Genomic DNA, 23,893 nt, shown 5'->3' with positions numbered 1-23,893 from the left:
TCGGTCTCCGCGTCGCCGATCAGAAACGTCACCGGTGGCGCTCAGTGGGCCGCCACGCCCGACAGTTCGGCGCGCTGCTCCCTGTCGCTGGGCGACGCGGACCGCCGACGCGCAGCGACGACCACCGCAGCGGTCGTCACGAGGGTGAACACCGCCACCCCGGCGAAGGCGACCAGTGTCTGCCGATCGAACCGGGTCACCGGCATGCCCCGCTTCGCCTGCCAGGTGAATATCGCGAACACACCGGTGTAGCCGAGGCTGGCGACGCCGACCAGCCGGGCCCGCACCCGTTCGTCGCGGAGCCAACCATGACTGGCCGCGAGCACAACCAGGATCGCGGTGACGAGCAGCAGCACCTGGATGGCGTGCAGGCCGACGAAGTGCGGTACGCGGAGGTCGCCGCCGGTCGTACTCCAGTTGGTGAGGAACATTCCGTTGCCGTCGGGGTCACCGATTCCGTGGCCGCCGGTCATCGACACCGGGTGCCCGTTGGCGTCGGTCACCGTGCGGGGTGTTGCGCTCGAGGCATTGCCGAGCCAGAGGGCCACGACCATGCTGGCGATGGCAAGCCCGAGTCCGGCGCGCAGGGCGCGGGTCATGGCGCGGTCGCCGGTGCGTTGGATCAGGACCAGGACCGCGATGATCAAAGTGGTCAGCAGGAGTGGCGCGACGCCGATGGAGAACACCGTCCGCACGGTTTCGGCGACAGGCTCGGCATTGTTGTTGAAGTGGCTGAAGGTGCCGTGTGCGGCAGCGTAGGCGACGGCACCGACGTCCAGCAGACCGGCGACCGCGAAAACGGTGCCGAGCCACCAGCCGAGACGCCTGCCCTTGCTCAGCTTGCTGAGCAGCCACGCCAGGGTCAGGCCGTACACCCCCATGGCGAAGCCGAACTTCATCGGCTTCACCCAGACCGATTCGCCCATGAGCAGGCGATCGTCGACGAACAGGCCGACGGCGGAGACCAACGTCAGGGTGAACATGAGCGTCACGTTCGCCACCAGCGGGCGGTGCCAGCCGCGTAGCGGGCTGAGGCACGTTGCAACGATGGTCATCGGGCTCCAGACGAGGATCAGGGGGCCGTATCTGTTCGAACGAGCCCGCCGTGGACGGTGCTGATGCGTCCACCAGCCTCAGCGACTTCGCCCCGCTCAACCATCCGATCAGCCCCCGGACGCGTCCGCCGGTCAACCCCCGGCCGGGCCGGGGGTTATCCCCCGGCCCGGGCAGGCGCGCCGAGATCGATCCTCACCCGAGTTCGGAATGTTTCGAGCCGAGTCTCGGCCGGCGCCGGCTGCACACCATCCGGCCCGGAACAGCACAACGCCCCCTGGCCGGCGCGAACCCTGGCCAAGGGGCGTCGTGGTGCCCGTTCGGGTGGTGCGTCAGTAGTCCAGCAGCAGGGGCTGACGGTGCTCGATCGCGGTCTCGGCGAGATCGAGCATCACGGCGAGGCCGAACCGTGCGAACTCCACCAGCGACGGGTCGTCGGTGAACAGCCCACGCCGAAGCTCCGCCGGGTCGTACCCGGCGAGGAGACCGGCGCGTTCGTCCAGCAGGCGCAGCTCCGCCGCCAGCCGATCGATCGAACCCATCCGGGTCGGCTGACCCGTCGGCCGGGACGCCTCGATCACCAGCGGATCCTCGGCGAGCGGCAGCCACCACTCCACCCCGGACAGCAGGGTGACGTAGCGCTCGGGCTGTGCCGAGGCCGCCTGGTACGCGGGAGCATCGGCGAACTCACGCGGGCTGTCTTCCTTGTCCCCGGGGCTCGGACACAGGTCCGGGCGCTCGTCGTACGCGGCGAACAGCAGGACGGCGCCGAATCCGTCCCAGTCGGGCTTGTCGGTCCAGTACGGCTGGGTCGCGCCCTCCGGCCAGTCCACGGGGCCGCCGAGCGCCTCCCCGAGCCACCGTTGCCACTCCCGTACGGCGTTCTGAACCATGTCCGGGTCGGTCTCGTGGTCCTCGTCCTCGTGCGCCCGGACGATCCGCACGTCGTATCCCTCCTGTGCGCCGATCTGCTGTGTGATGGTCAGCCAGTCGTTCAGGTGGTAGCGGGTCAGCGGTCCGACGTAGAGATCAAGGCCCATGGGGAGGCATTCTTGCCCACGGCGCGTGCGACGCGTCGATCCGGGTCAAAGTCGCCTCGTACGGGACGGCGGGCGCCGCCGGTTCGATCTCGGGCGTCGACGGGGTATGAAGGGCGGAGGACAACCGCGCTCACCGGAAGGACCTGTCCCGATGACCCTGGAACGACCGATCGCCCCGGACCCGTACGAGCTGCTGCCGACCGTGTCGTCGTTCACCCTGACCAGCGACGACGTGCAGAACGGCGAGCCGATGGACACCGCGTACGCCCACGGCAGCGTCGGGGGCGGGAACGTGTCGCCGCAGCTCGCCTGGTCCGGCTTCCCGGCCGAGACCAAGGGCTTCGTGGTGACTTGCCTGGACCCGGACGCCCCGACGGGCAGCGGGTTCTGGCACTGGGTGCTGGTCAACCTGCCGGCGAGCGTCACCGAGTTGCCCAGAGGAGCGGGCGCGGAGGATCTCGGCGGTGCCTTCACGGTCCGCAACGACTACGGCGACCAGGGCTACGGCGGCGCCGCGCCGCCGGCCGGTGACCGCCCGCACCGCTACGTCTTCGCCGTGCACGCCCTGGACGTGGAGCGCCTCGACGTCACGCCCGACGCGACCCCCGCCGCGGTCGGCTTCAACCTGGCCTTCCACACCCTGGCTCGCGCCGTCATCCGCCCCACCTACCAGATCAAGGAGTAGTCCCTCCGCCCGTCAGCTCCCGTGATCTTGCACTTGCTGACCGGACGTAACGGACGAAAGCCTCGGAACGAGGGCGGAAAGTGCAAGATCGCGGGAGCGGGAGCGGGAGAGCGGGTCAGGCGGGGACGCGGGCGACGGCGAAGACGGACTGGCCGAACGGGGGGCGGACGCGCTGCTCCGCCGCCTTGGTGGCGGGGAGCACGAGGGTGTCGTAGACCTTGACCATCGGGCCCTCCTTCGGCATCAGCCGGAAGACCTTGGTCGCCATGAAGTAGCCGATCAGCCCGAGCGCGTTCGCGTAGTGGATCTTCTCCACCGTCAGGCCGGCGGCGGTCATCGCGTCGGCCAGGGTCTTCTTGGTGTAGCGGCGCACGTGGCCGGTGGCGATGTCCGCCGGGCTCATCGCGAACTGGAACGCCGGCACGATGATGATGACGTTGCCGCCCGGCCGGACCAGGTCGCGCATGCTGCGCAGCGCGCCCACGTGGTCCTCGATGTGCTCCAACACGTTGTACGACACGGCCGCGCTGTAGTCGCCCCGCTCCGAGTGCGGCAGCAGCATCTGGCGGACCTCGATGTTCGGCTGGTCGGCCAGCCGCTCCTTCAGGGAGACGAGCCGGTCCGGGTCGGCCTCGGTGGCGGTGAACCGGGGCAGCCGCTCCGCCCACTCCAGCGCGTAGTCGCCGAGCCCGCTGCCGATCTCGATCGGGTTGTCACCGAGGTGCGGCACCGCCAGCTCGACAAACCAGCGACGGTGGTTGACCGCGGTCGCGAGGCCTTCCAGGACCTCGGACTGCACGCGCTGATCCCCAGTGATTTCTGCCATGCGTCGATTCCTCACGATATGACTCGACCCGCGCCTGGACCGACAGAGTGAATCATCCGCGCTGACGGCAGAAGAATCGGGGCACCTGGGTGGCCGAATTGCGGTCGGGGGGTGGGCACGTGATCGGCGGTCGGCGAACCCGGCACATGGTACGCCAGTACCCCGAAACATGTCACGGCGGTGCCATAGCCTGACTACTCTACGAATCGTTATGACTACTCCTGAATCGGACCTCCCCGCCGGCGCGCCGGGACGCGGAGCGCCGGAAAGCGGGTCCGACCGGGGCGTACGCCCCTGGAAGGGGTGGTGGACGGACCTCGCCGCCGTGGCGAGCTTCGTCCTGCTCGGCTTCTGGGTGACCGCGCGGCTGTGGCTGCGTCCGTCCCACGGCATCCGGGACAACCGTACGGACCAGTCCCAGTTCGAGTGGATGATGGCGCACGGCGCGCGGGTGGTGACCGATTTCGTTTATCCGTTCACGTCGGACCGGATGAACGTGCCGGACAGCGTCAACCTGATGGCAAATACGTCCGTATTATCCGTGTCTATCCCAATGACGCCCGTCACGCTGTTGTTCGGCACGCGGGCGTCGTTTCTGCTGTTCCTCACATTGGGCATGATCGCCACGGCGACGGCCTGGTACCTCCTGCTCTCCCGGGTGGTCGTCGGCTCCCGGGGGCCGGCCTGGCTCGGCGCGGCGTTCTGCGCGTACGCCCCGGCGATGATCTCGCACGCGAACGCGCACCCCAACATCGTCTCGCAGTTCGTCGTGCCCCTGATCATCTGGCGCACGCTGCGGCTCGCCGAGCCGGGGCGCTGGCTGCGCAACGGTTTGCTGCTCGCGCTCGCGATCGTCTGGCAGGCCTTCATCAACCTCGAAGTGCTGCTGATGACCGCGATCGGGCTGGGCGTGGTCGTCGGGGCACTCGCCCTCGGCCGGCCCGAACTGCGCCGCCGGGCCCGGCCCTTCCTCGCCGGCCTGGGCACGGGCGCCGTGGTGGCGCTCGTCCTGCTGGCGTACCCGCTGTACGTCCAGTTCTTCGGGCCTGGGGCCTACCACGGACTGTCGTGGCTGATCCGCGGCTACTCCACGGACCTCGCCTCGTTCGTGGCGTACTCCCGGGAGTCCCTCGCCGGTGACGCGCGCACGGCGCAGGGACTGGCGAAGAACCCGACCGAGGAGAACGCCTTCTTCGGCTGGGCGCTGGTCGTGCTCGTCGTCGCCCTGCTCTGGTGGCTGCGCCGGCACGTCGTGGTGCGCGGGCTGGCCGCCCTCACGCTGCTCTTCGGCCTGCTCTCCCTGGGGCGGGAGATCCAGCTCAACGGGAGGGGGACCGGGGTGCCCGGCCCGTGGGCGGCGCTGGAGGGCCTGCCGATCCTGCACTCGGTGGTGCCGACCCGGTGGGCGCTGGCGATCACTCCGATCGTCGGGGTGCTGCTCGCCTACGGGGCGGAGCACGTACGCGTCCTGGCCGCCCGGCATCCGCGGGCCCGACCGCAGATCCGCTTCGCCGCCGCCACGGTGCTCGCCATGGCGCTGCTGCCGATCCTGCCCACCCCGCTGCCCACCACCCGGCTCGACCCCGTCCCCGACTTCGTCACCTCCGGTGCCTGGCGGCCGTACGCGGCCGGCGGACGGAGCATCGTGACGCTGCCCCTGCCCGACACCCACTACGCCGACCCGCTGCGCTGGTCGGCGCGGACCGGGCTGGACATGCCCATCGCCCGCGGCTACTTCCTCGGCCCGGACACCCGCCCCGGGCGGGACCGGGTCGCGCTGTTCTCCGCCCCGCCCCGGCCGACCAGCGAGTTCTTCGCCGAGATCCGGCGCACCGGCGCGGTGCCGCCGATCACCCCGCAGGCGCGGGTCGACGCGGTCGGGGACCTGCGGTACTGGCGGGCGGGCGCGGTGGTCCTCGGCCCGCACCGGCACGCCGACGCGCTGCGCCGGGGGATGACCGAGCTGACCGGCATCCGCCCCACGTACGCCGGAGGGGTCTGGCTCTGGGACGTCCGTACGCTCACCGATTGAGGCGGGACCGGGAGTTCGGGCGTTACGGGCGGACGCAGCAGCCCTGGCAGATCTTGGGCTTGGGGAGGGTGAAGGCGAGGCAGCAGGTGCGGCGCTGCACGGTCGGCTCGCCCGTCGGCCCGGGGACCAGTTCCACCAGGTCGGCGAGGTCCAGCGCGCCGAGCAGGGTCTCGATCGTCTCGACCGAGGAGCCGGGCAGGCCGTCGGCGGCCCGGAGGATGCCGTGGGCGATGCCGGAGGCCACCGACCCGAGCAGGGTGCGCGCGCCGATCCGGACCTCGGCCTGGATCGCGGCGATCATCGGGGCCAGGTGGGCGTCGAGCAGCGAGGCGCGGAGCACCCGGAGCAGCTCGGCCTCGTCGGCGACGACCCGCACCTCGGGCAGCCCGGAGAGCGCCAGCGGGTCGCCCGGCAGCACCGCGACCGTGGTCGAGCGGCGCAGGCCCAGGGTGAGCAGCGGGCGGTGGTCCTCGAAGTGGATCAGCACGTCGGCCGGGTCGAGCAGCGGCACCCGGCGGGCGGAGGCCCAGCCGAGCACCACGGGCAGCGCCGTCCAGTAGCTGTAGGACTTCCAGGCCAGCGCGGCGCAGGCGTGCGGGGTGCCGCCCCAGCGCAGGGTGGCCGAGTGCAGGAACTCCGGCAGCCGGGTGCCGTCGACCAGGGTGCTGGCCCGACCCCAGCCGAACTCGTCGGCGACCAGCAGGCCGGGCGCGAGGCCGGGCACGTCGTCGGTGCCGAACATGGCCCGCAGGGCGGCGGTGACCGGGGCCAGCGGCGCGGCGGCGACCTGGCGCCCAGGCATCACCGCTGTCATCCGACTCATCCCCCGTTCGAAGCGCCCGTCGCTGAGCTAAGGCTAGCCTAACCACAGCTCGCGGGCTAAGGGAAGCCTCACCTACGCCGGATCGGGAGGTGCGGATCACTCCGCCGCGTGCGGCGTACTACCCGGGCGTCGGGGCGGGAAACGCCGGTGCGCAGTATCGAGAAACATCGCTTTGTCAAGGCTCGTGTCGGCAAGGCGGCACTTCTCGTGTGCGCGTGGCCACAGAACGTGAAACTGATACTCCCGGCCACGAGGAAGCTGATGACGACCTCACCGCTCGATCGGGCTGCCGACTCCTTCGCGGCCGAGCTCGCCCGGCACCGTACGGGGCGGGGGCTGTCCAAGAAGCAGCTCGCCACCCTGATGGGGTTCGACCCGTCGTACGTCAGCCACGTCGAGGGGCGGCGACACCGCCCCACCGAGGACTTCGCGCGCCGCGCCGAGGCCGTGCTGGAGGCCAGCGGCGCGATCTGGCAGCGCTTCCGGGAGTACGACGAGCTGCGCCACGCCCGCGCCGAACGGGCCCTCCGGGAGCCGCCCGTCCCCGGGCAGTGGATGCCGCCCGGCACCGGGCTCATCGTCGAGCGGGAACTCGCCACGCTCACCCATATCGGCGACGCGTACCGCTGCGTCATCCGGCGGGAGCTCTACAACGCCGGCACCGAGCCGGTCACCCGCTACCTGGTGCGGGTCGCCGTTGACCGCTACCCGAACGACCCGGGGCGCTCCAACCGGCACCACCGGGAGCATCCGCTCACCTTCGCCGAGCTGCGGCTGCGGGCCGTCCGGGAGGACGCGGGCGAGCAGGAGGCGATGCACTGGCGGGCCAAGCACGACCGGGACGCCTTCAAGGAGATCTGGCTGCTCTTCGAGAACGCCGACCGACGCTTCCCGCTCTACCCCGGCGACCGCGCCACCATCGAGTACGCGTACTGCGTCGGGCACGACAAGTGGGGCCCGTGGTTCCAGCGGGCCGTCCGGCTGCCCACCAGGCAGATGGCCGTACGCCTGGATCTCCCGGCTGCCCTCGACCCGCAGGTCTGGGGCGCGGAGACCTCGCTCTCGGCGGAGGAGGGCCCGCTGCGCACGCCGGTGACCCGCCGCGACGACGCCGACCGGGTGATCTTCGACTGGGCGACCGACGATCCGCCGCTCAACGCGCGCTACCGGTTGCAGTGGCGGTTCCGCGGCCGGCCCAACGCCGAGCCGGAGGAGGCCGGGCGGGTCCGGCCCAGCGACCGGATGCGCGGCATCGGCATCGTGCAGCGCGGCGCCGACCTGCTCCGCCAGCCGGCGCGTCCGTTCGACCTGCCCCGCGAGGAGCAGGCGGCCCGGGACGTGGTCGACCGCCTCTGCGCGGCCCTGGTCCGGCTCGACGAGCTGCACCCGTTCAGCAAGGGCGTGGGCATCGCCGCCCCGCAGCTCGACCTCGGCCGCGCCGCGGCGGTGGTCCGACCCCCCGACCGGTCGGCCGACCCGGTCGTGCTGCTCAACCCCAGGGTGGTCGACACCTCCCCGGACACCGACGAGCAGTACGAGGGCTGCCTCTCCTTCTTCGACCATCGTGGCCTGGTGCCCCGGCCGCTGCGGATCGACGTGGAGCACGCCCAGTACGACGGCAGCCGGATCATCACCTCGTTCGACTTCGGCATGGCCCGGCTCGTCGCGCACGAGATCGACCACCTGGAGGGGCGGCTCTACGTGGACCGGATGGCGCCGGGCGTGCCGCTGGTGCCCGTCGAGGAGTACCGCGAGACCGGCCACCCCTGGCGCTACTGACGCCCATCCGCGCGTCGTGGCCCTCCCGCCGCCGTGCCCTCTTGCGGTGGTGGCGTGGTGGCGTGCCGGTCGGCTGCCCGGGGTGCGCGACCACGTCCGCCCGGGTGGGAAGGACGGCCGGGCGGACGTGGTCGGGCGGGGCGGTGCCGGTCCGCCCGTCGGGGACCGGGGCGCGTGCCCCAGGGGGCAGGGGCACGCGCCCCGGTTGGGGGGAGGAACGCTTCTAGAGGTCGCCGAAGGTGTCGTAGCGGGTGTTCTGCGGCGGGACGTCGTCCTCGGCGAGGACGCGCAGGGTGGCCCGGACCATCCGGGCGGAACCCGAGACGTAGCAGTCGTGCGCCGTCCACGGCCCGTACCGGCTGGCCACGTCGGAGATGTCGCCCAGCTCGCCGTCGAAGTCCGGGTCCTCGCTGCACGCCGGGGTCACCGACAGCCACGGGTGCGCCGCCACCAACTCCCGGAGCCCGGCCAGGCCGTACAGGTCCGCCTCCGTGCGGGCCCCGTAGAAGACGTGCACCCACCGGGTCCGGTTGTAGCTGGCCAGCTCCTCCACCAGCGCCTTCACCGGGGCGAGCCCGACGCCGCCGGCCACGCAGAGGACGTCCCGCTCGGAGGAGCGGTCCAGCGTCATCGACCCCATCGGCGCCGCCACCCGGAGCAGGTCACCCGGCTTCACCCTGCGGACCAGCGACCCCGAGACCCAGCCGGCGCCCGCCGGCGTACGGACGTGGAACTCCAGCACGTTGTCGTCGTTCGGGGCGTTCGCGATCGAGTAGGTGCGCCACACCCGGGGCTGGTGACGGGGTACCTCGACGCTCACGTACTGGCCGGCCCTCCAGCGCAGCGGGTGCTGCAACGCCCGGCAGGTGAGCACCGCCGTGTCCGTGCCGTACCGCTCGTGGGTCAGCACCTCCGCGTGCCAGAACGGCGGGTTGTCGTCGGCCGCCGCTCCGGCGAGCATCTTCTCCGAGATCGCCGCGTACGCGTCCCGCCACGCCTGGTCGTACTCCAGGTTCCAGCCGTCGCCGGCGGTGCTGCGCAGCGCGTCCAGCAGCGCGACGCCCATGGTCTCGTAGTGCGCCGCCTCGACGTGGTACTTCCGGTGGTCCCGGCCCAGCGAGCGCAGGTACTCGTCGAAGCTCTCCGGGTCGCCGACCGTCTGGCTGGCGGTGACGATCGCCTCCAGGATCCGGTCGCCCTGCCCGGCCATCTGCACCGGGAAGAGCTTCCGCAGCTCGGGGTCGAGGAGGAAGAGCCGGGCGTAGAAGTGACCGGCCAGCCGCTCCCGGTGCTCCTCGACCAGGGTCCAGCTCTCCTTCAGCAGCCGTGCGAAGTCGTCCACGGGGCGCGCTCCTTCTCCTGACGGCGGATCGGGCACCCATAGAATGTCCACGGAGCGTGTCGACCGGTCGCACAGAATGTGCGATCGGCTCGTGAGGTTCGTTCGGCGCTGCCGCCGACCGTCGTCGTCGGGCACAGTGGTGCGGTGACACTTGAGCTGGACCGCCCGGCGACCCGCCGGATGCTCGGCACCGAGACGCTGCTGGTGCTCGGCCTCTCCCTCGGCCAGTCCGCCGTCTACGCGACGGTGTCGATCATCGCGAAGCTGGCCGCCGACGGGCCACTGTCGAAGCAGACCGCCGCGCTCAACACCTCGGTGTCGCCCCGGCCGTGGCTGGACCTCACGTACCAGCTGCTCGGGATCTTCTTCGCGCTGCTGCCGGTGCTGCTCGCCGTACACCTGCTGGCGCGGGACCCCGGTGACCCGGCGCGGACGCTCGGCCTGGACGTCCGGCGGCCCGGCCAGGACCTGGCCCGGGGCGCCGGCCTGGCCGCGCTGATCGGCCTGCCCGGCCTGGCGCTGTTCTGGGTGGCGGCCCAGCTCGGCGTCAACGCCACGCTGGTGCCAGCCGCGCTGCCCGAACTCTGGTGGACGGTGCCGGTGCTGGTCCTGGCCGCTGTGCAGAACTCGGTGCTGGAGGAGGTGATCGTGGTCGGCTACCTGGTCACCCGGCTGCGTCAGCTCCAGTGGCGGCTCGGTGCCGTCATCGCGACGAGCGCCCTGCTGCGCGGCTCGTACCACCTCTACCAGGGCTTCGGCGCCTTCCTGGGCAACGTGGTGATGGGCGTCGTGTTCAGCCTGTTCTACCTGCGCACCCGCCGGGTCATGCCGCTGGTCGTCGCGCACACCCTGCTCGACGTGTTCGCCTTCGTCGGCTACGCCCTGCTGCCCAGGGAGTGGTTCGACTGGCTGTGAGCCGCTGTCCGCCGGTAGGCGCTGATCGCGCGGGCGGCGAGCCGCTCGGCCCCCGCCGCGTCGCCGGCCGCTGCCGCGAGCACCGCCGCGCCCGGCAGCAGCCGGGACGCCGCCCGCAGCGCCAGCCAGCCACCGGCCTGGGCGGCGAGCGGCGCGGCCAGCCGCCACGCCGCCTCCGCCGCCCGCGGCCACGGCGCCTCACCGGGCCCGTCCGCCGCCCGGGCCGCCGCCAGTGCCGCCCCCGCGCTCCCGGCGTCCGGGTGCACGCGAGTCAGCACCAGCAGCTCCACCGCCCGGTCCGGATGGGCCGGGTCCCGGCCGTACGCCGCGGCCAGGTGCAGCACCAGGTTGGCCTGGGCCCACAGCACCGCAGCCAGCTCGGCCAGCGGCGCGAACAGCCCCGCCAGCGCGGCCGTCGCCCCGCCCGTCCCGGCCTGCCGGACGAACCGTCGGGTCGCGAGCCGGGCCAGCCCGTCGGCACCCGCATCGGGGTACGCGTCGCGCAGCCCCTGCGCCCAGTCACGGGCACGCGGGCCGAGCACCTCGACGGCGGCCAGGGCCAGCAGCTCCGGAGCGAACCCGGGATGGCCGAGCACCCGCGAGGTGATCCCCCGCAGGGCCGGTTCCGGCGTACGGCCCGACGGGGTGCTCGCCGGCCCGGCGTCGGCTGTGGTGCTCGGCACGCCGGCGGCGGACGTGTCTGCTGCTGCGGCCGGCGGCAGGTCGACGGCCTCTCGCGGCTGCTCGGCCGACGGGCTCTTCGTGGCGGCCGTCTTCCTCGCGGGAGTCTTCCTGGCGGTGGCCTTCTTGGCTCCGGTCTTCTCGGCCGGGGTGGCGGTGCCTGCGGCGGCCTTCCGGGCAGGGGCGGTGGCCCGCGCTGCGGCGGCCTTCCGGGCAGGGGCGGTGGCCCGCGCTGCGGTGGCTTCCTCGACCGGGGTTCCGGCGGCAGCCTTCTTCGCGGGGGGCTTGCTGGCGGGGGTGGCGCGGCGCGTTCGCTCCGCGGCGGCCGGCGCGAGCGACCCCTCGCCCGGCGCCTTTGCCGCCACCGGCCCCGCTGACGTGCCCTCGTCCGGGCCGTTCGTCCCCGCCGTCCCGGCAGGGACGTCGGTCGGTGTCCCCAGACTGGTGGCTCCGGTGGTCACGGGATCCGCGCCGCTCGTGTGTGGGACGCCACTCTGCCCGACCGCCCCGGCCCGGTCGGCGCGCTCGCGGGGCGCCGGACCGGCCGAACGATCGGCCTGACGAGGCAGCGGCGGGTCGTCCGCAGGTGGCTGGAAGAGCACCGCCGGGGCCGGCTTCACCCGCCGGGGGCGCTCCTCGGCATCCTCCGCCGGCCGGGCCGGCGAGGGCGCGGGCGGTGCCGGCTCCGGTGGCGCGGGCGGCGGCGTGAAGGTCGGCTTCGGGGAGCGCCGCCGCGCCCCCTCAGCAGGCTCTCGTCGGGTCGGCTCGCGCGGCGGCTGCTCCTGCATATCGATGGAGCCTAGTCCCGATCACGCTCGCGCACAGCCGGGATACCGACCGCCTGGCGGCCCCCGAGTGCTCCGGCCTGCCGGGCGGTCGGTCGTACGGGGGAAGTCGCTTTGCTCCCGATCGCTGCGGGCATGTATCCTCGGGCGCGGTGGTCTGCAGGGGCCACCAGGGAGACTTCGCCTAGTCTGGTCTATGGCGCCGCACTGCTAATGCGGTTGGGGTCTTAAAGCCCCTCCCGGGTTCGAATCCCGGAGTCTCCGCGCGAAAGCCGGTTGTGTAGACTGGCCGAGCACCAAGCGCCCGTAGCTCAATGGATAGAGCATCTGACTACGGATCAGAAGGTTAGGGGTTCGAGTCCCTTCGGGCGCACAAGATCATCAAGGGTCTGACCTGCTATAGAGCGGGTCGGGCCCTTCTTGCTATCTGGCCCTTTGCGACGGTGGGTGTCACGTGGGTGCGATGTGGGTGTCGCCGTTCGCGCCGGCTTGCCGCCGCGCCTCGGCGTCTTGACCTGCGTATTCGTCCCGAGCGCGGGAGCGGCCGGGATGGGGGCACCTGTTTTCGGCCGGGGGTTCGGCCGGTTCTTGCGGGCCTTGTTCTTGATCTTTTTGCGAGTGCGGCGGGCGGCGGCGAGGACGAGGTGGGCGGTGGCGTCGGCGCAGCGTCGTTGCACCTCGGGTAGGACGCTGGTGTAGGTGTCGGCGGTGGTCACGATGCTGGAGTGCCCGAGCAGGTCTTGCAGGGTTTTCAGGTCGGCGCCGGCTTCGTGGGCGAGGGACGCGGCGCCGTGGCGCAGGTCGTGCAACCTGACCGGGGGCAGTCCGGCGCGTTGGACGAGTTTCCGGAAGCGGGTGGTGGCGTAGTTCGGGTTGATCGGCTGGCCGTCGGCGCGGGTGAACACGTAGCCCGTGTCGGTCCAGGGGGTGCCGTTCTCGGCGGCTTGGGCGCGCTGGTCGAGCTGGCGGCGGCGGTGCGCGCGCAGCACCTGCACCGTGCGCTTGTCCAGGGCGATCGCGCGACGGCCTGCGGGGGTCTAACTACGTCCCGATGTCGCTGTTCCTTGCTGCGGGCCGCAATGGTCCAGAATTCGCGACACGCGGCGCTGTGCTTCGATGCGCTAGCACGCCCTCGCGCGAGACTCCTTCTGTGACTGCGGAGCCGATCCAGCTGCCGACGCGTGACGACACGCATCAGCTTGAGAGGTTGGTTCGGTAGGGCATGTCCGTTGTGGGTTTGGCCGCGGGGTAGAGGTCCTGCTCGTGGTGCTACGCGGATGGCGATGGCGATGCGAGGGTGAACAGGCCGGCCTCGGGTTCGGTCAGGATCTGGCGGGCGACGAGGCGTTTGATCTTGGCGCGGAGATTCTCGGTGTCCTTGGCGGTGGTGCCGGTGCCGAGGGTGTGGCAGATGTCCTTGGCGCGCCTTGGTGCGGTGCCGTGGAACACGGCGAGGATCTGCTGGTAGGCCGGGCTGGCGACGGTCGCGTCAGCGGGTGACGTCGGGTCGGCGTGGCCGATCAGGCTGAGCAGCGTCTTGCGGGTGATGGCGAGTTCGGTCAGTTCGGTCTCGGCTGCGGTCTCGCGTTCGGTGAGCAGGTTCAGCAGCGGCGGCTGGGTCACCGCTGGCGGCCTGGGTCGCGCCAGGACGCGGTGGCGGTGCCGGTCAGCCGGCGGACCAGGTTCGCCGTTGACGCCCACCAGGTGCGTGACACCGCCGAGGCGGGTCGGCTCTCGTACTCGCGGACCAGACGGCGGTGCAGCATCAGCGTGCCGTTGGTCTGTTCCACCACCCACCGGCGGGCGATCGGCACGAAACCGGCGGCCGTGTCGGTGCGTTTGACCTGCTCGACGTCGATACCGTTCACCGCGCCATGGATCTGCACGTCGTCTTTGAACCCGGCGTCGACCCATGCCTTGGTCACCGAAGGGGTGTGGGCCACGACGTTGTCCAGCAGTCGCACGCCGATCGCGTTGTCCGTGACCGACGCCGCGGTCACCACCACCGCGATGATCAACCCCAGGGCGTCCACCGCCAGGCCCCGCTTACGGCCCGGGACCTTCTTCGCGGCGTCCCTACCGGTTGTCGCGGCCGGGACGTGGTTGGCCGCCCGGATCGACTGGGTGTCCAACACCACCGCGGTCGGGTCCTCCCGCCGGCCGGCCCGCTCCCTCGCCTGGCAGCGCAGCAGATCATGAATCACCTGGTCGGTGCCGTCATCACGCCACAAGGCGAAGTAGTAGTACGTCGCGGACTTCGGTGGCAGGTCGTGCGGCAGGTACGCCCACTGACAACCGGTCCGGTTCTGGTAGAAGATCGCGTTCACGATCTCCCGCAACTCGTAGCGGCCCTGATGCCCCGACACCGACGGGTGCCGGTCTTTCCACGCCTGCAGGAACGGTCCCACCACCGCCCACTGCTCGTCGGTCAGGTCGCTCGGATACGCCGCTCGCTCGCCCATGATCGACCCAACGCGGCCGGGACCTCACCGGTTACGACCATCACTCGCATTCACATACCGAACCAAACCCACAATGGGCAAAGGCTACCGAACCACCCTCTGACGTCCTTCACGCGAGTGTCAACGACTCTCACGACTCTCTGTCACCACCGAATGTGAGACAGGGCCATTATTTGTACAGTCCCCTTCCCGGACTGGTTGCTGACGCACCGGCGACGGGCCGAGCAGGCTCTGGTGTCGGTGGTGGCGACGTCGTATCTGCTCGGAGTCTCCACGCGCCGGGTGGAGAAGTTGGTCGAGCAGCTCGGGATCCGGCAGCTGTCGAAGTCGCAGGTCTCGGAGATGGCCGCGCATCTGGACGCCCAGGTCGAGGCGTTCCGCAACCGGCCCCTCGACTCGGGGCATTACACGTTCGTGTGGATGGACGCGTTGACGATGAAGGTCCGCGAGCACGGGCGCACCGTTGCTGCATATTCGCGATGGCGAGCATGTTGGCGCTGCGCCGGTCCTCGGACCGGGCGAGGATCGGGACATATGAGGCCGCCTCGTGCCTGGTGCAACTGGCCTACGGAGACGCCGGACATCATCTCACTATAGCCTTTTTGGGGCATTTCACGGCATTGGTCCGCTTTGCGGCGATAGTCTCCCGTACAGGTCTTTTGGTCGCCCGTCACCTGACGCTGCGCCAGCTAACAACCTTTGCGCTCCGAATCTTGCCGGGGCGGGATCTTGATTGGTGGGGGAAATCTGTGTCGGTGATCAGTTTGGCTCGCGCGTGTCGTAGACACCGTCGGTCTACTGCGATGGCGATGGCGGGGGCTGTCGTCTCTACGACGATTTTCGTAGGGGTCGTTGGGATGTCGGCGGCCTGGGCCCAGGCCCCGGTCCCGTTGGGGGTTGCCGAGTCCTACGGGGTGTTGGCTGGCCAGGCGGTCACTGACGTCCCGCCTCCCGTCGGCCCTTCGGTCATCAACGGGGACCTGGGTGTCTGGCCGGGCACGTCGGTCACCGGCGACCCGGTGGTGACCGGCGAGGAACACGTCGGTGACACCGAAGCGATGCAGGCCCAGGCCGCTCTGACCACGGCGTACGACTTTGCCGCAGGGGAACCGACAACCGCTACGGTGAGCGCCGACCTCGGCGGCCAAACTCTGGCCGCAGGGGTGTACAGGTCGCCCGCCACCATGTCTCTGACGGGCACTGTCACGCTGGACGGTGAGAATGATCCCAACGCGGTGTTCATCTTCCAGGTGGGATCCGACCTCATCACCGCGACTGATAGCCGGGTCAGGCTGATCCGTGGCGCGCAGGCGTGCAACGTGTTCTGGCAGGTCACCAGCTCGGCGACCCTGAATACCAGAACAGTTTTCGCCGGAAGCATCTTGGCGTTGCAATCGGCGACGCTGGGGGAAGGAGCCACCGTTGCTGGACGGGTGCTGGCCCGCAACGGCGCCGTCACGTTGATCCACAACACCATCACGCGACCGTTCTGCACCGCACCCATCGCGCCACCGACGATCTCCAAGGCTTTCGGGACCACGACCATCCGTGCCGGCGGGACGACGTCGCTCAGTTTCACCCTCAGTAACCCCAACGCGAATACGCCATTGACCGGGGTCGGTTTCAGCGATGCGTTGCCTGCGGGGTTGGTCGTCGCCACGCCCAACGGTTTGAGCGGTTCCTGCGGCGGCGGCACGATCACCGCGACTGCTGGTGGTGGCAGCATCAGCCTGGCCGGCGCCACCCTACCGGCCAACGGAAGTTGCACCTTCTCGGTAAACGTCACCGCCACCACCAGCGGAACGAAGGTGAACACCACCGGCCCGGTGGACTCGAACGAAAGCGGCCCGGGTACCCCCGCTGCGGCGAGCATCACGGTCGCCGTCGCTACACCACCGACGATCTCCAAGGCTTTCGGGGATGCGACCATCCCCCTCAACGGGACGACGTCACTGCGTTTCACCCTCACCAACCCCAATACCGAAACGTCCCTGACCGGCGTCAGTTTCGTCGACAACCTTCCTACGGGACTGGTGGTCGCCACACCCAGTGCCGCGCAGACCAACTGCGCCTCCGGCACGATCGCGGCGACTCCCGGTAGCAGCAGCATCAGCCTGTTCAGCGCCACCCTGCCGGCCAACGGGAGCTGCACAGTGTCGGTCAACGTCACCGGCACCACCACCGGAACAAAAGTCAATACGACGACTGCCGTCACCTCGGTTCAAAGCGGCCCAGGCGCCCCCGCCTCGGCAACCGTCACAGTCGGCGCGGCGGTCGTCGCACCGCCGAAAATCGCCAAGACTTTCGGGAAGGCCACCATCCCCCTCAACGGGACGACGTCACTGCGTTTCACCCTCAGCAACCCCAACGCGCGTACGTCGTTGACCGGGGTCCGTTTCAGTGACACCCTGCCCGCAGGGCTCGTGATCGCCACGCCTAACGGTTTGAGTGGTTCCTGTGGCGGCGGCACGATCACCGCGACTGCTGGTGGTGGCAGCATCAGCCTGGCTGGTGCGACCTTGTCGGCCAACGGGAGTTGCACCTTCTCGGTGAACGTCACCGGCACCACCAGCGGAACGAAGGTGAACACCAGCGGCCCGGTGGACTCGAACGAAAGCGGCCCGGGCGCCCCCGCCTCGGCAACCGTCACGGTCCGCGCGGCGGTCGTCGCGCCACCGACAATCGCCAAAGCTTTCGGGAAGGCCACCATCCCCCTCAACGGGACGACGTCACTGGGCTTCACCCTCACCAACCCCAATACAAAAACGTCGCTGACCGGCGTCAGTTTCGTCGACAACCTTCCTACGGGACTGGTGGTCGCCACACCCAACGGTTTGAGTGGTTCCTGTGGCGGCGGCACGATCACCGCGACTGCTGGTAGCAGCAGCATCAGCTTGGCTGGCGCCACCCTGCCGGCCAACGGGAGTTGCACCTTCTCGGTGAACGTCACCGGCACCACCAGCGGAACAAAGGTCAATACGACGGAAGCCGTCACCTCGGTCCAAAGCGGCCCAGGCTCCTCCACCTCGGCAAGCATCACGGTCCGCAAAGGCACTCTGCCCGTCACCGGAAGCCGATACTCAACCTACGTCACCATCGCCCTGACTGTGATCAGCCTCGGTACGGCATTTATCGCGATCAGTCATCGACGGCTGAGCGGACGTAGACGCGACACCGCCTAACTCGCGACGCGGTATGGAATGGCGGATTTCGGTGCTTGTGCGGGACGGCGCACAAGCACCGAAATCCGCAGCGGTGCGGGTGCCGAAAACCTCGCGTGGTCGGTGGAGGCGCACCTCGACCGTTGTGGGGCCTGCCGGACCAGCATCGCGCGGTACGCGTCAACGGCCCTGGTGGTCGAGGCGGTGGCGGTAACGCTGGGCAACCGGCTGCCGGCGCAGGGGCGGGTGCGGCGGGCAACGGAGGTGGCGGCGGGTCAGGGTGTTGGTGGGTGCGGGACCTGCGGCGCGGGCGGCGTGGTTGCTGTCGGTGGCCGTCACCGGGGTGCTCACCGCAGGGTTGGCGGTCAGCCCGACGGTGTCCCGCCGTGGCTGCTCCTGCTGATCGCGCCGGCGCTGCCCGTTGCTGGTACGGCCCTGTCGTACGGGCCGCGGACCGATCCGTTGCACGACCTGATCGCGGGGACACCGCAGGGCGGCCTGCGGATCGTTCTGTGGCGCACGCTGGCGGTGCTCGTGGTTCCCGCGCCCGTCGCGGTCCTGGCCGGCGCGGTGACGGACATCGGTACGCCGGCGTTGTGGCTGCTTCCCTGCGTCGCGTTGACCGTGCTGACGCTGGCGCTCGGCTCGCTGATCGAGCCCGCGTACGCCGCGCTCGTGGTGGCGGGGGTGTGGGCGGTGGTGGTGCTGGCACCGCCGGTCGGCGGTTTGGGGGTCGTGGTGTCCAGTGGCCCGGGGTGGTTGGGCGTCACCGTGGTGGCTGCGGCTGTGGTGTATGTGCGTCGGGAACGGGTGGGGAGGGAACCGGCATGACGGTGGTGAGCGTGGACGGCCTGCGGGTCAGCTACGGCAAGCGGACCGTCTTCGACGACCTGGACCTCGAGCTGGGTGTGGGCGTGCACGGGTTGCTCGGACCGAACGGCGCCGGCAAGACCACCCTGATGCGGGTGCTGGCCACGGTGCTGCGCCCGGACCGGGGTGAGGTCCGGCTGCTGGGCCACCGCATCGGCGATCCCTCGGGGTTGCGGCAGGCGCGCCGCCGGTTGGGTTACCTGCCGCAGGCGTTCGGGTTCTACCCGCGCTTCACCGTCCGGGAGTTCGTCGAGTACTTCGCCTGGCTGAAGGAGTTGACGCTCGTGAGAGCACTTCTCGATGAGGAACCTGAACCAGAATAGCTTTCACCGGTGCCACCGAATGATTCCTAGTTCCCAATGTGGCTCGGAACTTTGCGTCGAGACATATTGTCGACCGGAGATTCAGGCCGGTGCCGTTTTTGGAACCGCCCGCCCGGACCTCGTGCGGAGTCAGGCTGCGGCTCTCCGAGCCGGCGGGCAGATGCGGCAAGCATGGCAGCAGCCCGTGCTCACCACCGATGCCGACATGAACCTGCAGGTCCGCTACCCCCGCGACCAGATTGATGCCGTCCGAGGCACCTGCATCTCCACTATGCGCGAAGCCCTCCGACGACACCGAACCCGGCACGCGCCCACCCTCCACACCGCCAATAGCGACCAACCCCAGATCCCACATTCGCCCGGTGAAGGCGAACAGCAATAGCATGGCTGCGACGTGGTTACGGCGGCGTATTCGGCTTGTCCGCCATACCTGTGCACCGCGACGATGGGTGCTTCGTGGCGAGCTGACCTCTCGGGGGGACACGTGGGAGTGCTGGACGACAAGGACCCGACCGGCGCTGCGCGGCTGAAGGAATGGGCCGATGGCCTGCGCGAGCTCGCGCCGGGCACGCCGCCTACCTTCGAGTTCCAGCGGATGATCCACCCCGGGATGGTGCCCGCGGACGGAGACGGGCTGCTCGCTGCGGACGGTCAGGGCTTGCTGGAGGTTCCGGGTGAGCACATCCAGTCGGTGACGGTCCTGCACTACATGCGTGCGAGTTCGCCGTCGGAGCAGTTCGACACGGTCGGCCGTGACGCGATGTTCGGCGCCCTGCTGACCTTGGTGACCGACCGTCGCTGCCAGGTCGTTCCAGAGGTCATGGCAAGGGTCGAGGGGCAGGAGCATTCCTTCGCGCTGCCGCTGGCCGAGGCGGTGGACACCCATCTCGGTGCGCCCATGCCCGACTGGACCCAGGTCGATGCGGCGTTTCGCGACGCGGTAGCACGACTCACCAGCCTCGCCGACGACGACATGCGGGCCCTCAGCGCGGCGATCCACATGCACTACTGCGCCTCGCTGCTGACCACGCGCGATCTTGTCGGCGCGTATGCGCTGCTGGTCGGTGGTATCGAGTGCCTCGCGCAACACTTCGGCAGTCCCCCGACGGCGTGGGCGGACTGGGACGAGTCGGCGAGCTGGGAGAAGTTCATCGCCCGCCAGGACTTCACCGAGGCCCAGGCCGCGGCCCTGCGTGCCCGCCTGATGAAGGACAAGCCCATCAAGCTCGCGGAGACCTTCGCGACGTACGCCGTGACGCGGCTGCCGGCCGGTTTCTGGCAGGAGCCGGTGCGCTCCTACACCTGGGGCGTGGATGCGATGAGCGCCCGGCCGCGGGAGGGCTCCTGGTCTGATCCGCAGCCGCGCGGCGCGGTGTTCGACGACGACCCGGCGGTCGTCAAGGCAGCGTTCAAGACCGCGTACGCGCTGCGGTCTCAGTTCCTGCACGCGGGAAAGCGGCCAATCTCGTTCGCCGGTGACGTGTTCTCCACCGCCGTGGCCGCGGACCGCCCCACCGGCGAGAAGCCACGTCTGAGCGTCGCCCAACTCCGCGCCGTCCTACGAACCCTGATCATGCAGGAGCTGACCGACCGTGGCAGCGCGGAGCCTCGAGGCTTGGACGAGATCAGGTTTGTCACCGGCTCGAGGCCGACGTCCTGAGCTGACAGCCTCGCGTGCTGGTGGCCGGGTGGAGACTGCCCCGCAGACCGTGGCAGGCGGATACCACCTGGAAGGCGCTACTGCGAGTAGCGCCAAGGCGCGCTGGCGGCGAGCGGGTTCGACAGTGTCGGACGCTAGCCGGACCATTGGGATGGCGGCCAATGGGTCGCGGTGAGAGGGGCGTAATGGCCGGCGACAACGGGTGGGATGACGAGCCGTGGCGGTGCTGGGTCGATGACATGATTGACTCGGATCCGAGCATCCTCGACGAGATCCAGCACTGGTGGGATACGACCTCGCCGGTGCCGATGGTCGGGAGCCGGCATCACACCGTCCCGCGCCGCTATCTCGAACGCTTCTCCGCGTCCGGCCAGATCCGTGTCCGAGATCGGGTCACGGGATGGGCCAGCCTGCGCAACATCAAGGACGTCGGCGCCACCCGCGACTTCTACACCTTCATCAACCTCAACGGTCAGCCCGACGGCCGACTCGAACGCATCCTCGGCGTGATCGAGGACGGAGCGACCGCAGTCATAGACCGCATCCTCGACCCCTTCCGGACACCGCGACCGCTCACGCCGGAGGAATCACTGCACCTGAGCATCTTCATCGGCTTCCAGCTGCTGCGCACGCCTCGGCACCGTCGCGAGGTCGAACTGATGGGCGACTACCTCATCCGCTCGTCGCGGCCGGACATCCGCGGCATCACCGAGGTTCGAGTGGTTCCGGACCCGAACCTGCACCTCGAATACCTGACCAAGAACGCCCCCAAAGTCGCACAGGCGTTCTTCGGCCGCCCGGCGACGCTCGTCACGATCGACCAACCGCTGTTCATCACCTGCGATGAGCCGGTGATCCTGCGTACCCGCGGGGACGTCAGCCACATCCAGCACCTGCCGAGCTGCGCGAAAGCGCAGCGGCGTCGGAAGAAGGACGCGCGTAAGCCCAGCAGAAGCCGCGCGCGCAATGCCGACACGGTCCACGTTTATCCCAGCCGGCCCGGTGTGGCCCAAGCGCACGAGGTAGCCCTCCCGCTCACACCACGAGCCTTGCTCGTCATCGGCCCGCCCGGCGTCACACACGTCGCACCACACCGCCCCCTGCACGGTGAAGCCGCCGTCGCCCTCGCGAACGACGTGAACTCTCGGCTCCTCACCCACGCCTACCAATGGGTCGCTGCACACCCCGCCCACCCCACGTTCACCGACATGGAACTTCCCGAACCCGGGCCCATCGTCCAAGCCTGCGACGGTGGTACGACCTTCGCCCGGGAGCTGCAACAGCCACCCGCACCTCGACAACCCGAGCTGTTGGGCCGCCGCGGCCGCTGAGGCTGGTGAGGATCTTCAAGTCGTTCTCAGGAGGGGCAGCCAAGACGCTGCTCAGCGGCGCTTCCAGGCGTGCCCTGGCGGCGGCGGGCCGAGGAAACCTTGACGTTTCCCGTAGCCGAGGAGGACTTCCACCGACCGTGGCAGGTGCGCGCCACTGCTGAATCCGGTGCCCGGTGAATCCGGTGTCCGGACCACGAACTGCGGCGATCGTGGCTGCTCGGTGGCTGCTCGGACGTCGGGGAACTGGCGCGGACGAACCGCTACCCGCGCGGACCCGACCGGAGGCGCGGGATCCACTTATCCATCGATTAGCGGGAATTAAGCCTACGGATCAGAAGGTTAGGGGTTCGAGTCCCTTCGGGCGCACAAGATCATCAAGGGTCTGGCCTGCTATGGAGCGGGTCGGGCCCTTCTTGCTATCTGGCCCTTTGCGACGGTGGGTGTCACGTGGGTGCGATGTGGGTGTCGCCGTTCGCGCCGGCTTGCCGCCGCGCCTCGGCGTCTTGACCTGCGTATTCGTCCCGAGCGCGGGAGCGGCCGGGATGGGGGCACCTGTTTTCGGCCGGGGGTTCGGCCGGTTCTTGCGGGCCTTGTTCTTGATCTTTTTGCGAGTGCGGCGGGCGGCGGCGAGGACGAGGTGGGCGGTGGCGTCGGCGCAGCGTCGTTGCACCTCGGGTAGGACGCTGGTGTAGGTGTCGGCGGTGGTCACGATGCTGGAGTGCCCGAGCAGGTCTTGCAGGGTTTTCAGGTCGGCGCCGGCTTCGTGGGCGAGGGACGCGGCGCCGTGGCGCAGGTCGTGCAACCTGACCGGGGGCAGTCCGGCGCGTTGGACGAGTTTCCGGAAGCGGGTGGTGGCGTAGTTCGGGTTGATCGGCTGGCCGTCGGCGCGGGTGAACACGTAGCCCGTGTCGGTCCAGGGGGTGCCGTTCTCGGCGGCTTGGGCGCGCTGGTCGAGCTGGCGGCGGCGGTGCGCGCGCAGCACCTGCACCGTGCGCTTGTCCAGGGCGATCGCGCGACGGCCTGCGGGGGTCTTGGGGGGCGCCTTCGACGATTTGGTAGCCGGCGGTGGTGCGGTTGCGTTCGATGGTCAGCACGCCTCGATCGAGATCTATCTCGGTCCAGCGCAGCCCGCACGTCTCGCCGCGGCGTAGCCCGCGTAGGGCGGTGAGCCACCAGAACGCGAACAGCGAGTCGTCGGTCACGGTGCCGAGGAACGTGGCGAGCTGGTCGGCGGTCCACACGGCCACGGCCGGCCGGTCACCCGTCTGTTCCCACTGATGGACCCGAACCTCGGTCCAGACTTTGGCGTGGGGTTGCTGGTAGCCGCTGATCTCGATGTGCCGGGCGGGGTTGCAGTCGAGCAGCCCTTCCCGAACGGCGAGGTTGAGCGCGGCGCGCAGGGTGGTGCGTAGGTGCTGCATCGCCGAGGCCGACTGTGGCCGGCCCTTGCTGTTCGTGGTAGCGGCGATCTGGGCGAACACGGCGCGCAGGAGGCGCGCGTCGAGATCCGCGAGGCGGTAGCGGCCCAGGTGGGGGATGAGGACGTTGTCGACGTCACGGGTGTAGTGGAAACGGGTGGTGAGGCGGATCTTCGTGCGGGTGTCGAGCCAGTGCCGCAGCCACCGTTCGACTGTCCAGCCGTGGGCGGTGCGGTCGGCTTCGGTGGTGCTCAGCCATTCCTGCCGCGCCCGTCGGGCGGCGGCTTGCGACGGGTAGCCGCCGCGGCGTACCCGCTCGGAGCGGCCGAGGAGGTTGGCCGCCGAGCAGTGGAAGTACCAGGTGCCGTGGCCGTGTTCGCCGAGCCGTGGGCAGGACTTCTCCAGCCGTCGGCCATCGAGGCGGCATCCGCACCGCTTGAAGATCACACCTGATGTCGCCATGTCAGCCACCTCTCCTGCCGCCTTGAGAGACAGGATGGGTTGTCACCGTGGCGTCTGCTACGGCTGTCGTCGCTGTGGTGCGGCTGTCGCGTCTTCGGGCCGGTGAGGATGCCTCACGGTCGGGCTGGCGCGGTGCGGGCGCCATCACAGCCGGAGTTCGTGCGTCGCTGCTGTCGGGGCGCTGTTGTCACCGGCCGCAGGTGGGACAGTCCCCCGTCTTGGGCAGGGCGGTGACAGTGGCTGGC

At 70.1% G+C, this 23,893-nt stretch carries 19 protein-coding genes, 2 tRNA genes and 2 pseudogenes; 13 read left to right on the top strand and 10 right to left on the bottom strand.

Annotated features, from left to right (window positions below; all coding sequences use genetic code 11):
• Positions 1 to 41 precede the first annotated feature (41 nt).
• Complete coding sequence (locus ACGF5G_RS05840; RefSeq protein WP_393259355.1) at positions 42 to 1,055, bottom strand: hypothetical protein; 1,014 nt, start codon at positions 1,053 to 1,055, stop codon at positions 42 to 44.
• A 330-nt stretch (positions 1,056 to 1,385) separates the two neighbouring features.
• On the bottom strand, positions 1,386 to 2,093 hold the full coding sequence (locus ACGF5G_RS05835) for a hypothetical protein (protein ID WP_393259354.1): 708 nt from the start codon (positions 2,091 to 2,093) through the stop codon (positions 1,386 to 1,388).
• Between the two features lie 151 nt (positions 2,094 to 2,244).
• Here ACGF5G_RS05835 and ACGF5G_RS05830 point away from each other — a divergent pair, with 151 nt between their 5' ends.
• Positions 2,245 to 2,778: a YbhB/YbcL family Raf kinase inhibitor-like protein gene (locus tag ACGF5G_RS05830; RefSeq protein WP_393259353.1), complete on the top strand. Its 534-nt coding sequence runs from the start codon at positions 2,245 to 2,247 to the stop codon at positions 2,776 to 2,778.
• A gap of 115 nt (positions 2,779 to 2,893) precedes the next feature.
• Here the strand turns inward: ACGF5G_RS05830 and ACGF5G_RS05825 are convergent, their stop codons facing one another.
• Positions 2,894 to 3,604 (bottom strand): class I SAM-dependent methyltransferase, encoded by a 711-nt coding sequence (locus ACGF5G_RS05825; protein ID WP_350712433.1) that lies wholly within the window; start codon positions 3,602 to 3,604, stop codon positions 2,894 to 2,896.
• 211 nt (positions 3,605 to 3,815) lie between these two features.
• Here ACGF5G_RS05825 and ACGF5G_RS05820 point away from each other — a divergent pair, with 211 nt between their 5' ends.
• The gene (locus tag ACGF5G_RS05820) at positions 3,816 to 5,636 is read left to right on the top strand and encodes a hypothetical protein (RefSeq protein ID WP_393259351.1); all 1,821 of its coding nucleotides are present in this window, start codon (positions 3,816 to 3,818) and stop codon (positions 5,634 to 5,636) included.
• 22 nt (positions 5,637 to 5,658) lie between these two features.
• Here ACGF5G_RS05820 and ACGF5G_RS05815 read toward each other — a convergent pair whose 3' ends face one another.
• A complete protein-coding gene (locus tag ACGF5G_RS05815) occupies positions 5,659 to 6,438 on the bottom strand; it encodes an IucA/IucC family C-terminal-domain containing protein (RefSeq protein ID WP_393260607.1) in 780 nt (259 codons plus the stop codon).
• 282 nt (positions 6,439 to 6,720) lie between these two features.
• On the opposite strand from ACGF5G_RS05815, the gene ACGF5G_RS05810 reads away from it, so the two are divergent.
• The gene (locus ACGF5G_RS05810) at positions 6,721 to 8,238 is read left to right on the top strand and encodes a peptide deformylase (protein ID WP_393259349.1); all 1,518 of its coding nucleotides are present in this window, start codon (positions 6,721 to 6,723) and stop codon (positions 8,236 to 8,238) included.
• Positions 8,239 to 8,461: 223 nt separating this feature from the next.
• Here ACGF5G_RS05810 and ACGF5G_RS05805 read toward each other — a convergent pair whose 3' ends face one another.
• A complete protein-coding gene (locus ACGF5G_RS05805; protein ID WP_393259347.1) occupies positions 8,462 to 9,580 on the bottom strand; it encodes a globin domain-containing protein in 1,119 nt (372 codons plus the stop codon).
• A gap of 144 nt (positions 9,581 to 9,724) precedes the next feature.
• On the opposite strand from ACGF5G_RS05805, the gene ACGF5G_RS05800 reads away from it, so the two are divergent.
• Positions 9,725 to 10,495: a CPBP family intramembrane glutamic endopeptidase gene (locus ACGF5G_RS05800; protein ID WP_393259346.1), complete on the top strand. Its 771-nt coding sequence runs from the start codon at positions 9,725 to 9,727 to the stop codon at positions 10,493 to 10,495.
• Here ACGF5G_RS05800 and ACGF5G_RS05795 read toward each other — a convergent pair.
• On the bottom strand, positions 10,456 to 11,964 hold the full coding sequence (locus ACGF5G_RS05795; RefSeq protein WP_393259344.1) for a hypothetical protein: 1,509 nt from the start codon (positions 11,962 to 11,964) through the stop codon (positions 10,456 to 10,458). The genes ACGF5G_RS05800 and ACGF5G_RS05795 overlap by 40 nt on opposite strands.
• Before the next feature lie 170 nt (positions 11,965 to 12,134).
• Here ACGF5G_RS05795 and ACGF5G_RS05790 point away from each other — a divergent pair.
• Both ACGF5G_RS05790 and ACGF5G_RS05785 read left to right on the top strand, forming a co-directional pair.
• Positions 12,135 to 12,225 (top strand) — tRNA-Ser (locus ACGF5G_RS05790).
• A gap of 36 nt (positions 12,226 to 12,261) precedes the next feature.
• Positions 12,262 to 12,334, top strand: a tRNA-Arg gene (locus ACGF5G_RS05785).
• Here the strand turns inward: ACGF5G_RS05785 and ACGF5G_RS05780 are convergent.
• From ACGF5G_RS05780 to ACGF5G_RS05770, 3 genes are all read right to left on the bottom strand, one after another.
• Positions 12,300 to 12,956, bottom strand: coding sequence for a tyrosine-type recombinase/integrase (locus ACGF5G_RS05780; RefSeq protein WP_393259335.1), 657 nt, complete (start codon positions 12,954 to 12,956; stop codon positions 12,300 to 12,302). The genes ACGF5G_RS05785 and ACGF5G_RS05780 overlap by 35 nt on opposite strands.
• Before the next feature lie 274 nt (positions 12,957 to 13,230).
• Positions 13,231 to 13,584 (bottom strand): hypothetical protein, encoded by a 354-nt coding sequence (locus ACGF5G_RS05775; protein WP_393259343.1) that lies wholly within the window; start codon positions 13,582 to 13,584, stop codon positions 13,231 to 13,233.
• A complete protein-coding gene (locus tag ACGF5G_RS05770) occupies positions 13,581 to 14,423 on the bottom strand; it encodes an IS5 family transposase (RefSeq protein ID WP_393259342.1) in 843 nt (280 codons plus the stop codon). Before ACGF5G_RS05770 ends, ACGF5G_RS05775 begins: the two co-directional genes overlap by 4 nt.
• 186 nt (positions 14,424 to 14,609) lie before the next feature.
• Between ACGF5G_RS05770 and ACGF5G_RS05765 the strand changes: the two are divergent.
• The 6 genes and pseudogenes from ACGF5G_RS05765 to ACGF5G_RS05740 all read left to right on the top strand — a co-directional run.
• Positions 14,610 to 14,894 (top strand): annotated as a pseudogene (locus ACGF5G_RS05765) (transposase); the annotation flags it as partial.
• Between the two features lie 386 nt (positions 14,895 to 15,280).
• A complete protein-coding gene (locus tag ACGF5G_RS05760) occupies positions 15,281 to 17,605 on the top strand; it encodes an ice-binding family protein (RefSeq protein WP_393259341.1) in 2,325 nt (774 codons plus the stop codon).
• Between the two features lie 102 nt (positions 17,606 to 17,707).
• Positions 17,708 to 18,415, top strand: coding sequence for an anti-sigma factor (locus tag ACGF5G_RS05755; protein ID WP_393259340.1), 708 nt, complete (start codon positions 17,708 to 17,710; stop codon positions 18,413 to 18,415).
• A pseudogene (locus ACGF5G_RS05750) lies at positions 18,412 to 18,744 on the top strand (ATP-binding cassette domain-containing protein); the annotation flags it as partial. The gene ACGF5G_RS05755 and the pseudogene ACGF5G_RS05750, both read left to right, overlap by 4 nt.
• A 523-nt stretch (positions 18,745 to 19,267) precedes the next feature.
• The gene (locus tag ACGF5G_RS05745) at positions 19,268 to 20,437 is read left to right on the top strand and encodes a hypothetical protein (protein ID WP_393259339.1); all 1,170 of its coding nucleotides are present in this window, start codon (positions 19,268 to 19,270) and stop codon (positions 20,435 to 20,437) included.
• Between the two features lie 185 nt (positions 20,438 to 20,622).
• Positions 20,623 to 21,768, top strand: coding sequence for a DUF4238 domain-containing protein (locus ACGF5G_RS05740; protein ID WP_393259337.1), 1,146 nt, complete (start codon positions 20,623 to 20,625; stop codon positions 21,766 to 21,768).
• Between the two features lie 331 nt (positions 21,769 to 22,099).
• On the opposite strand, the gene ACGF5G_RS05735 is transcribed toward ACGF5G_RS05740, so the two are convergent.
• Positions 22,100 to 22,756, bottom strand: a complete 657-nt coding sequence (locus tag ACGF5G_RS05735) for a tyrosine-type recombinase/integrase (protein ID WP_393259335.1) — start codon at positions 22,754 to 22,756, stop codon at positions 22,100 to 22,102.
• Positions 22,757 to 23,180: 424 nt separating this feature from the next.
• Between ACGF5G_RS05735 and ACGF5G_RS05730 the strand changes: the two genes are divergently transcribed.
• Positions 23,181 to 23,639, top strand: a complete 459-nt coding sequence (locus tag ACGF5G_RS05730) for a hypothetical protein (RefSeq protein ID WP_393259333.1) — start codon at positions 23,181 to 23,183, stop codon at positions 23,637 to 23,639.
• The last annotated feature ends 254 nt before the right edge of the window (positions 23,640 to 23,893 follow it).

The sequence above is a fragment of the Micromonospora sp. NPDC047730 genome (assembly GCF_043204765.1).
Classification (GTDB): Bacteria; Actinomycetota; Actinomycetes; order Mycobacteriales; family Micromonosporaceae; genus Micromonospora.
Note: the sequence above shows the minus strand (reverse complement) of the source record. Positions and strands in the feature narration are given on the sequence as shown.

Bases quoted from the DNA above. Each gene is read 5' to 3' on its own strand.
- ACGF5G_RS05840 (WP_393259355.1), bottom strand. From the start codon at position 1,055: ATGACCATCGTTGCAACGTGCCTCAGCCCGCTACGCGGCTGGCACCGC.
- ACGF5G_RS05835 (WP_393259354.1), bottom strand. From the start codon at position 2,093: ATGGGCCTTGATCTCTACGTCGGACCGCTGACCCGCTACCACCTGAAC.
- ACGF5G_RS05830 (WP_393259353.1), top strand. From the start codon at position 2,245: ATGACCCTGGAACGACCGATCGCCCCGGACCCGTACGAGCTGCTGCCG.
- ACGF5G_RS05825 (WP_350712433.1), bottom strand. From the start codon at position 3,604: ATGGCAGAAATCACTGGGGATCAGCGCGTGCAGTCCGAGGTCCTGGAA.
- ACGF5G_RS05820 (WP_393259351.1), top strand. From the start codon at position 3,816: ATGACTACTCCTGAATCGGACCTCCCCGCCGGCGCGCCGGGACGCGGA.
- ACGF5G_RS05815 (WP_393260607.1), bottom strand. From the start codon at position 6,438: ATGCCTGGGCGCCAGGTCGCCGCCGCGCCGCTGGCCCCGGTCACCGCC.
- ACGF5G_RS05810 (WP_393259349.1), top strand. From the start codon at position 6,721: ATGACGACCTCACCGCTCGATCGGGCTGCCGACTCCTTCGCGGCCGAG.
- ACGF5G_RS05795 (WP_393259344.1), bottom strand. From the start codon at position 11,964: ATGCAGGAGCAGCCGCCGCGCGAGCCGACCCGACGAGAGCCTGCTGAG.
- ACGF5G_RS05770 (WP_393259342.1), bottom strand. From the start codon at position 14,423: ATGGGCGAGCGAGCGGCGTATCCGAGCGACCTGACCGACGAGCAGTGG.
- ACGF5G_RS05760 (WP_393259341.1), top strand. From the start codon at position 15,281: ATGTCGGCGGCCTGGGCCCAGGCCCCGGTCCCGTTGGGGGTTGCCGAG.
- ACGF5G_RS05740 (WP_393259337.1), top strand. From the start codon at position 20,623: ATGGCCGGCGACAACGGGTGGGATGACGAGCCGTGGCGGTGCTGGGTC.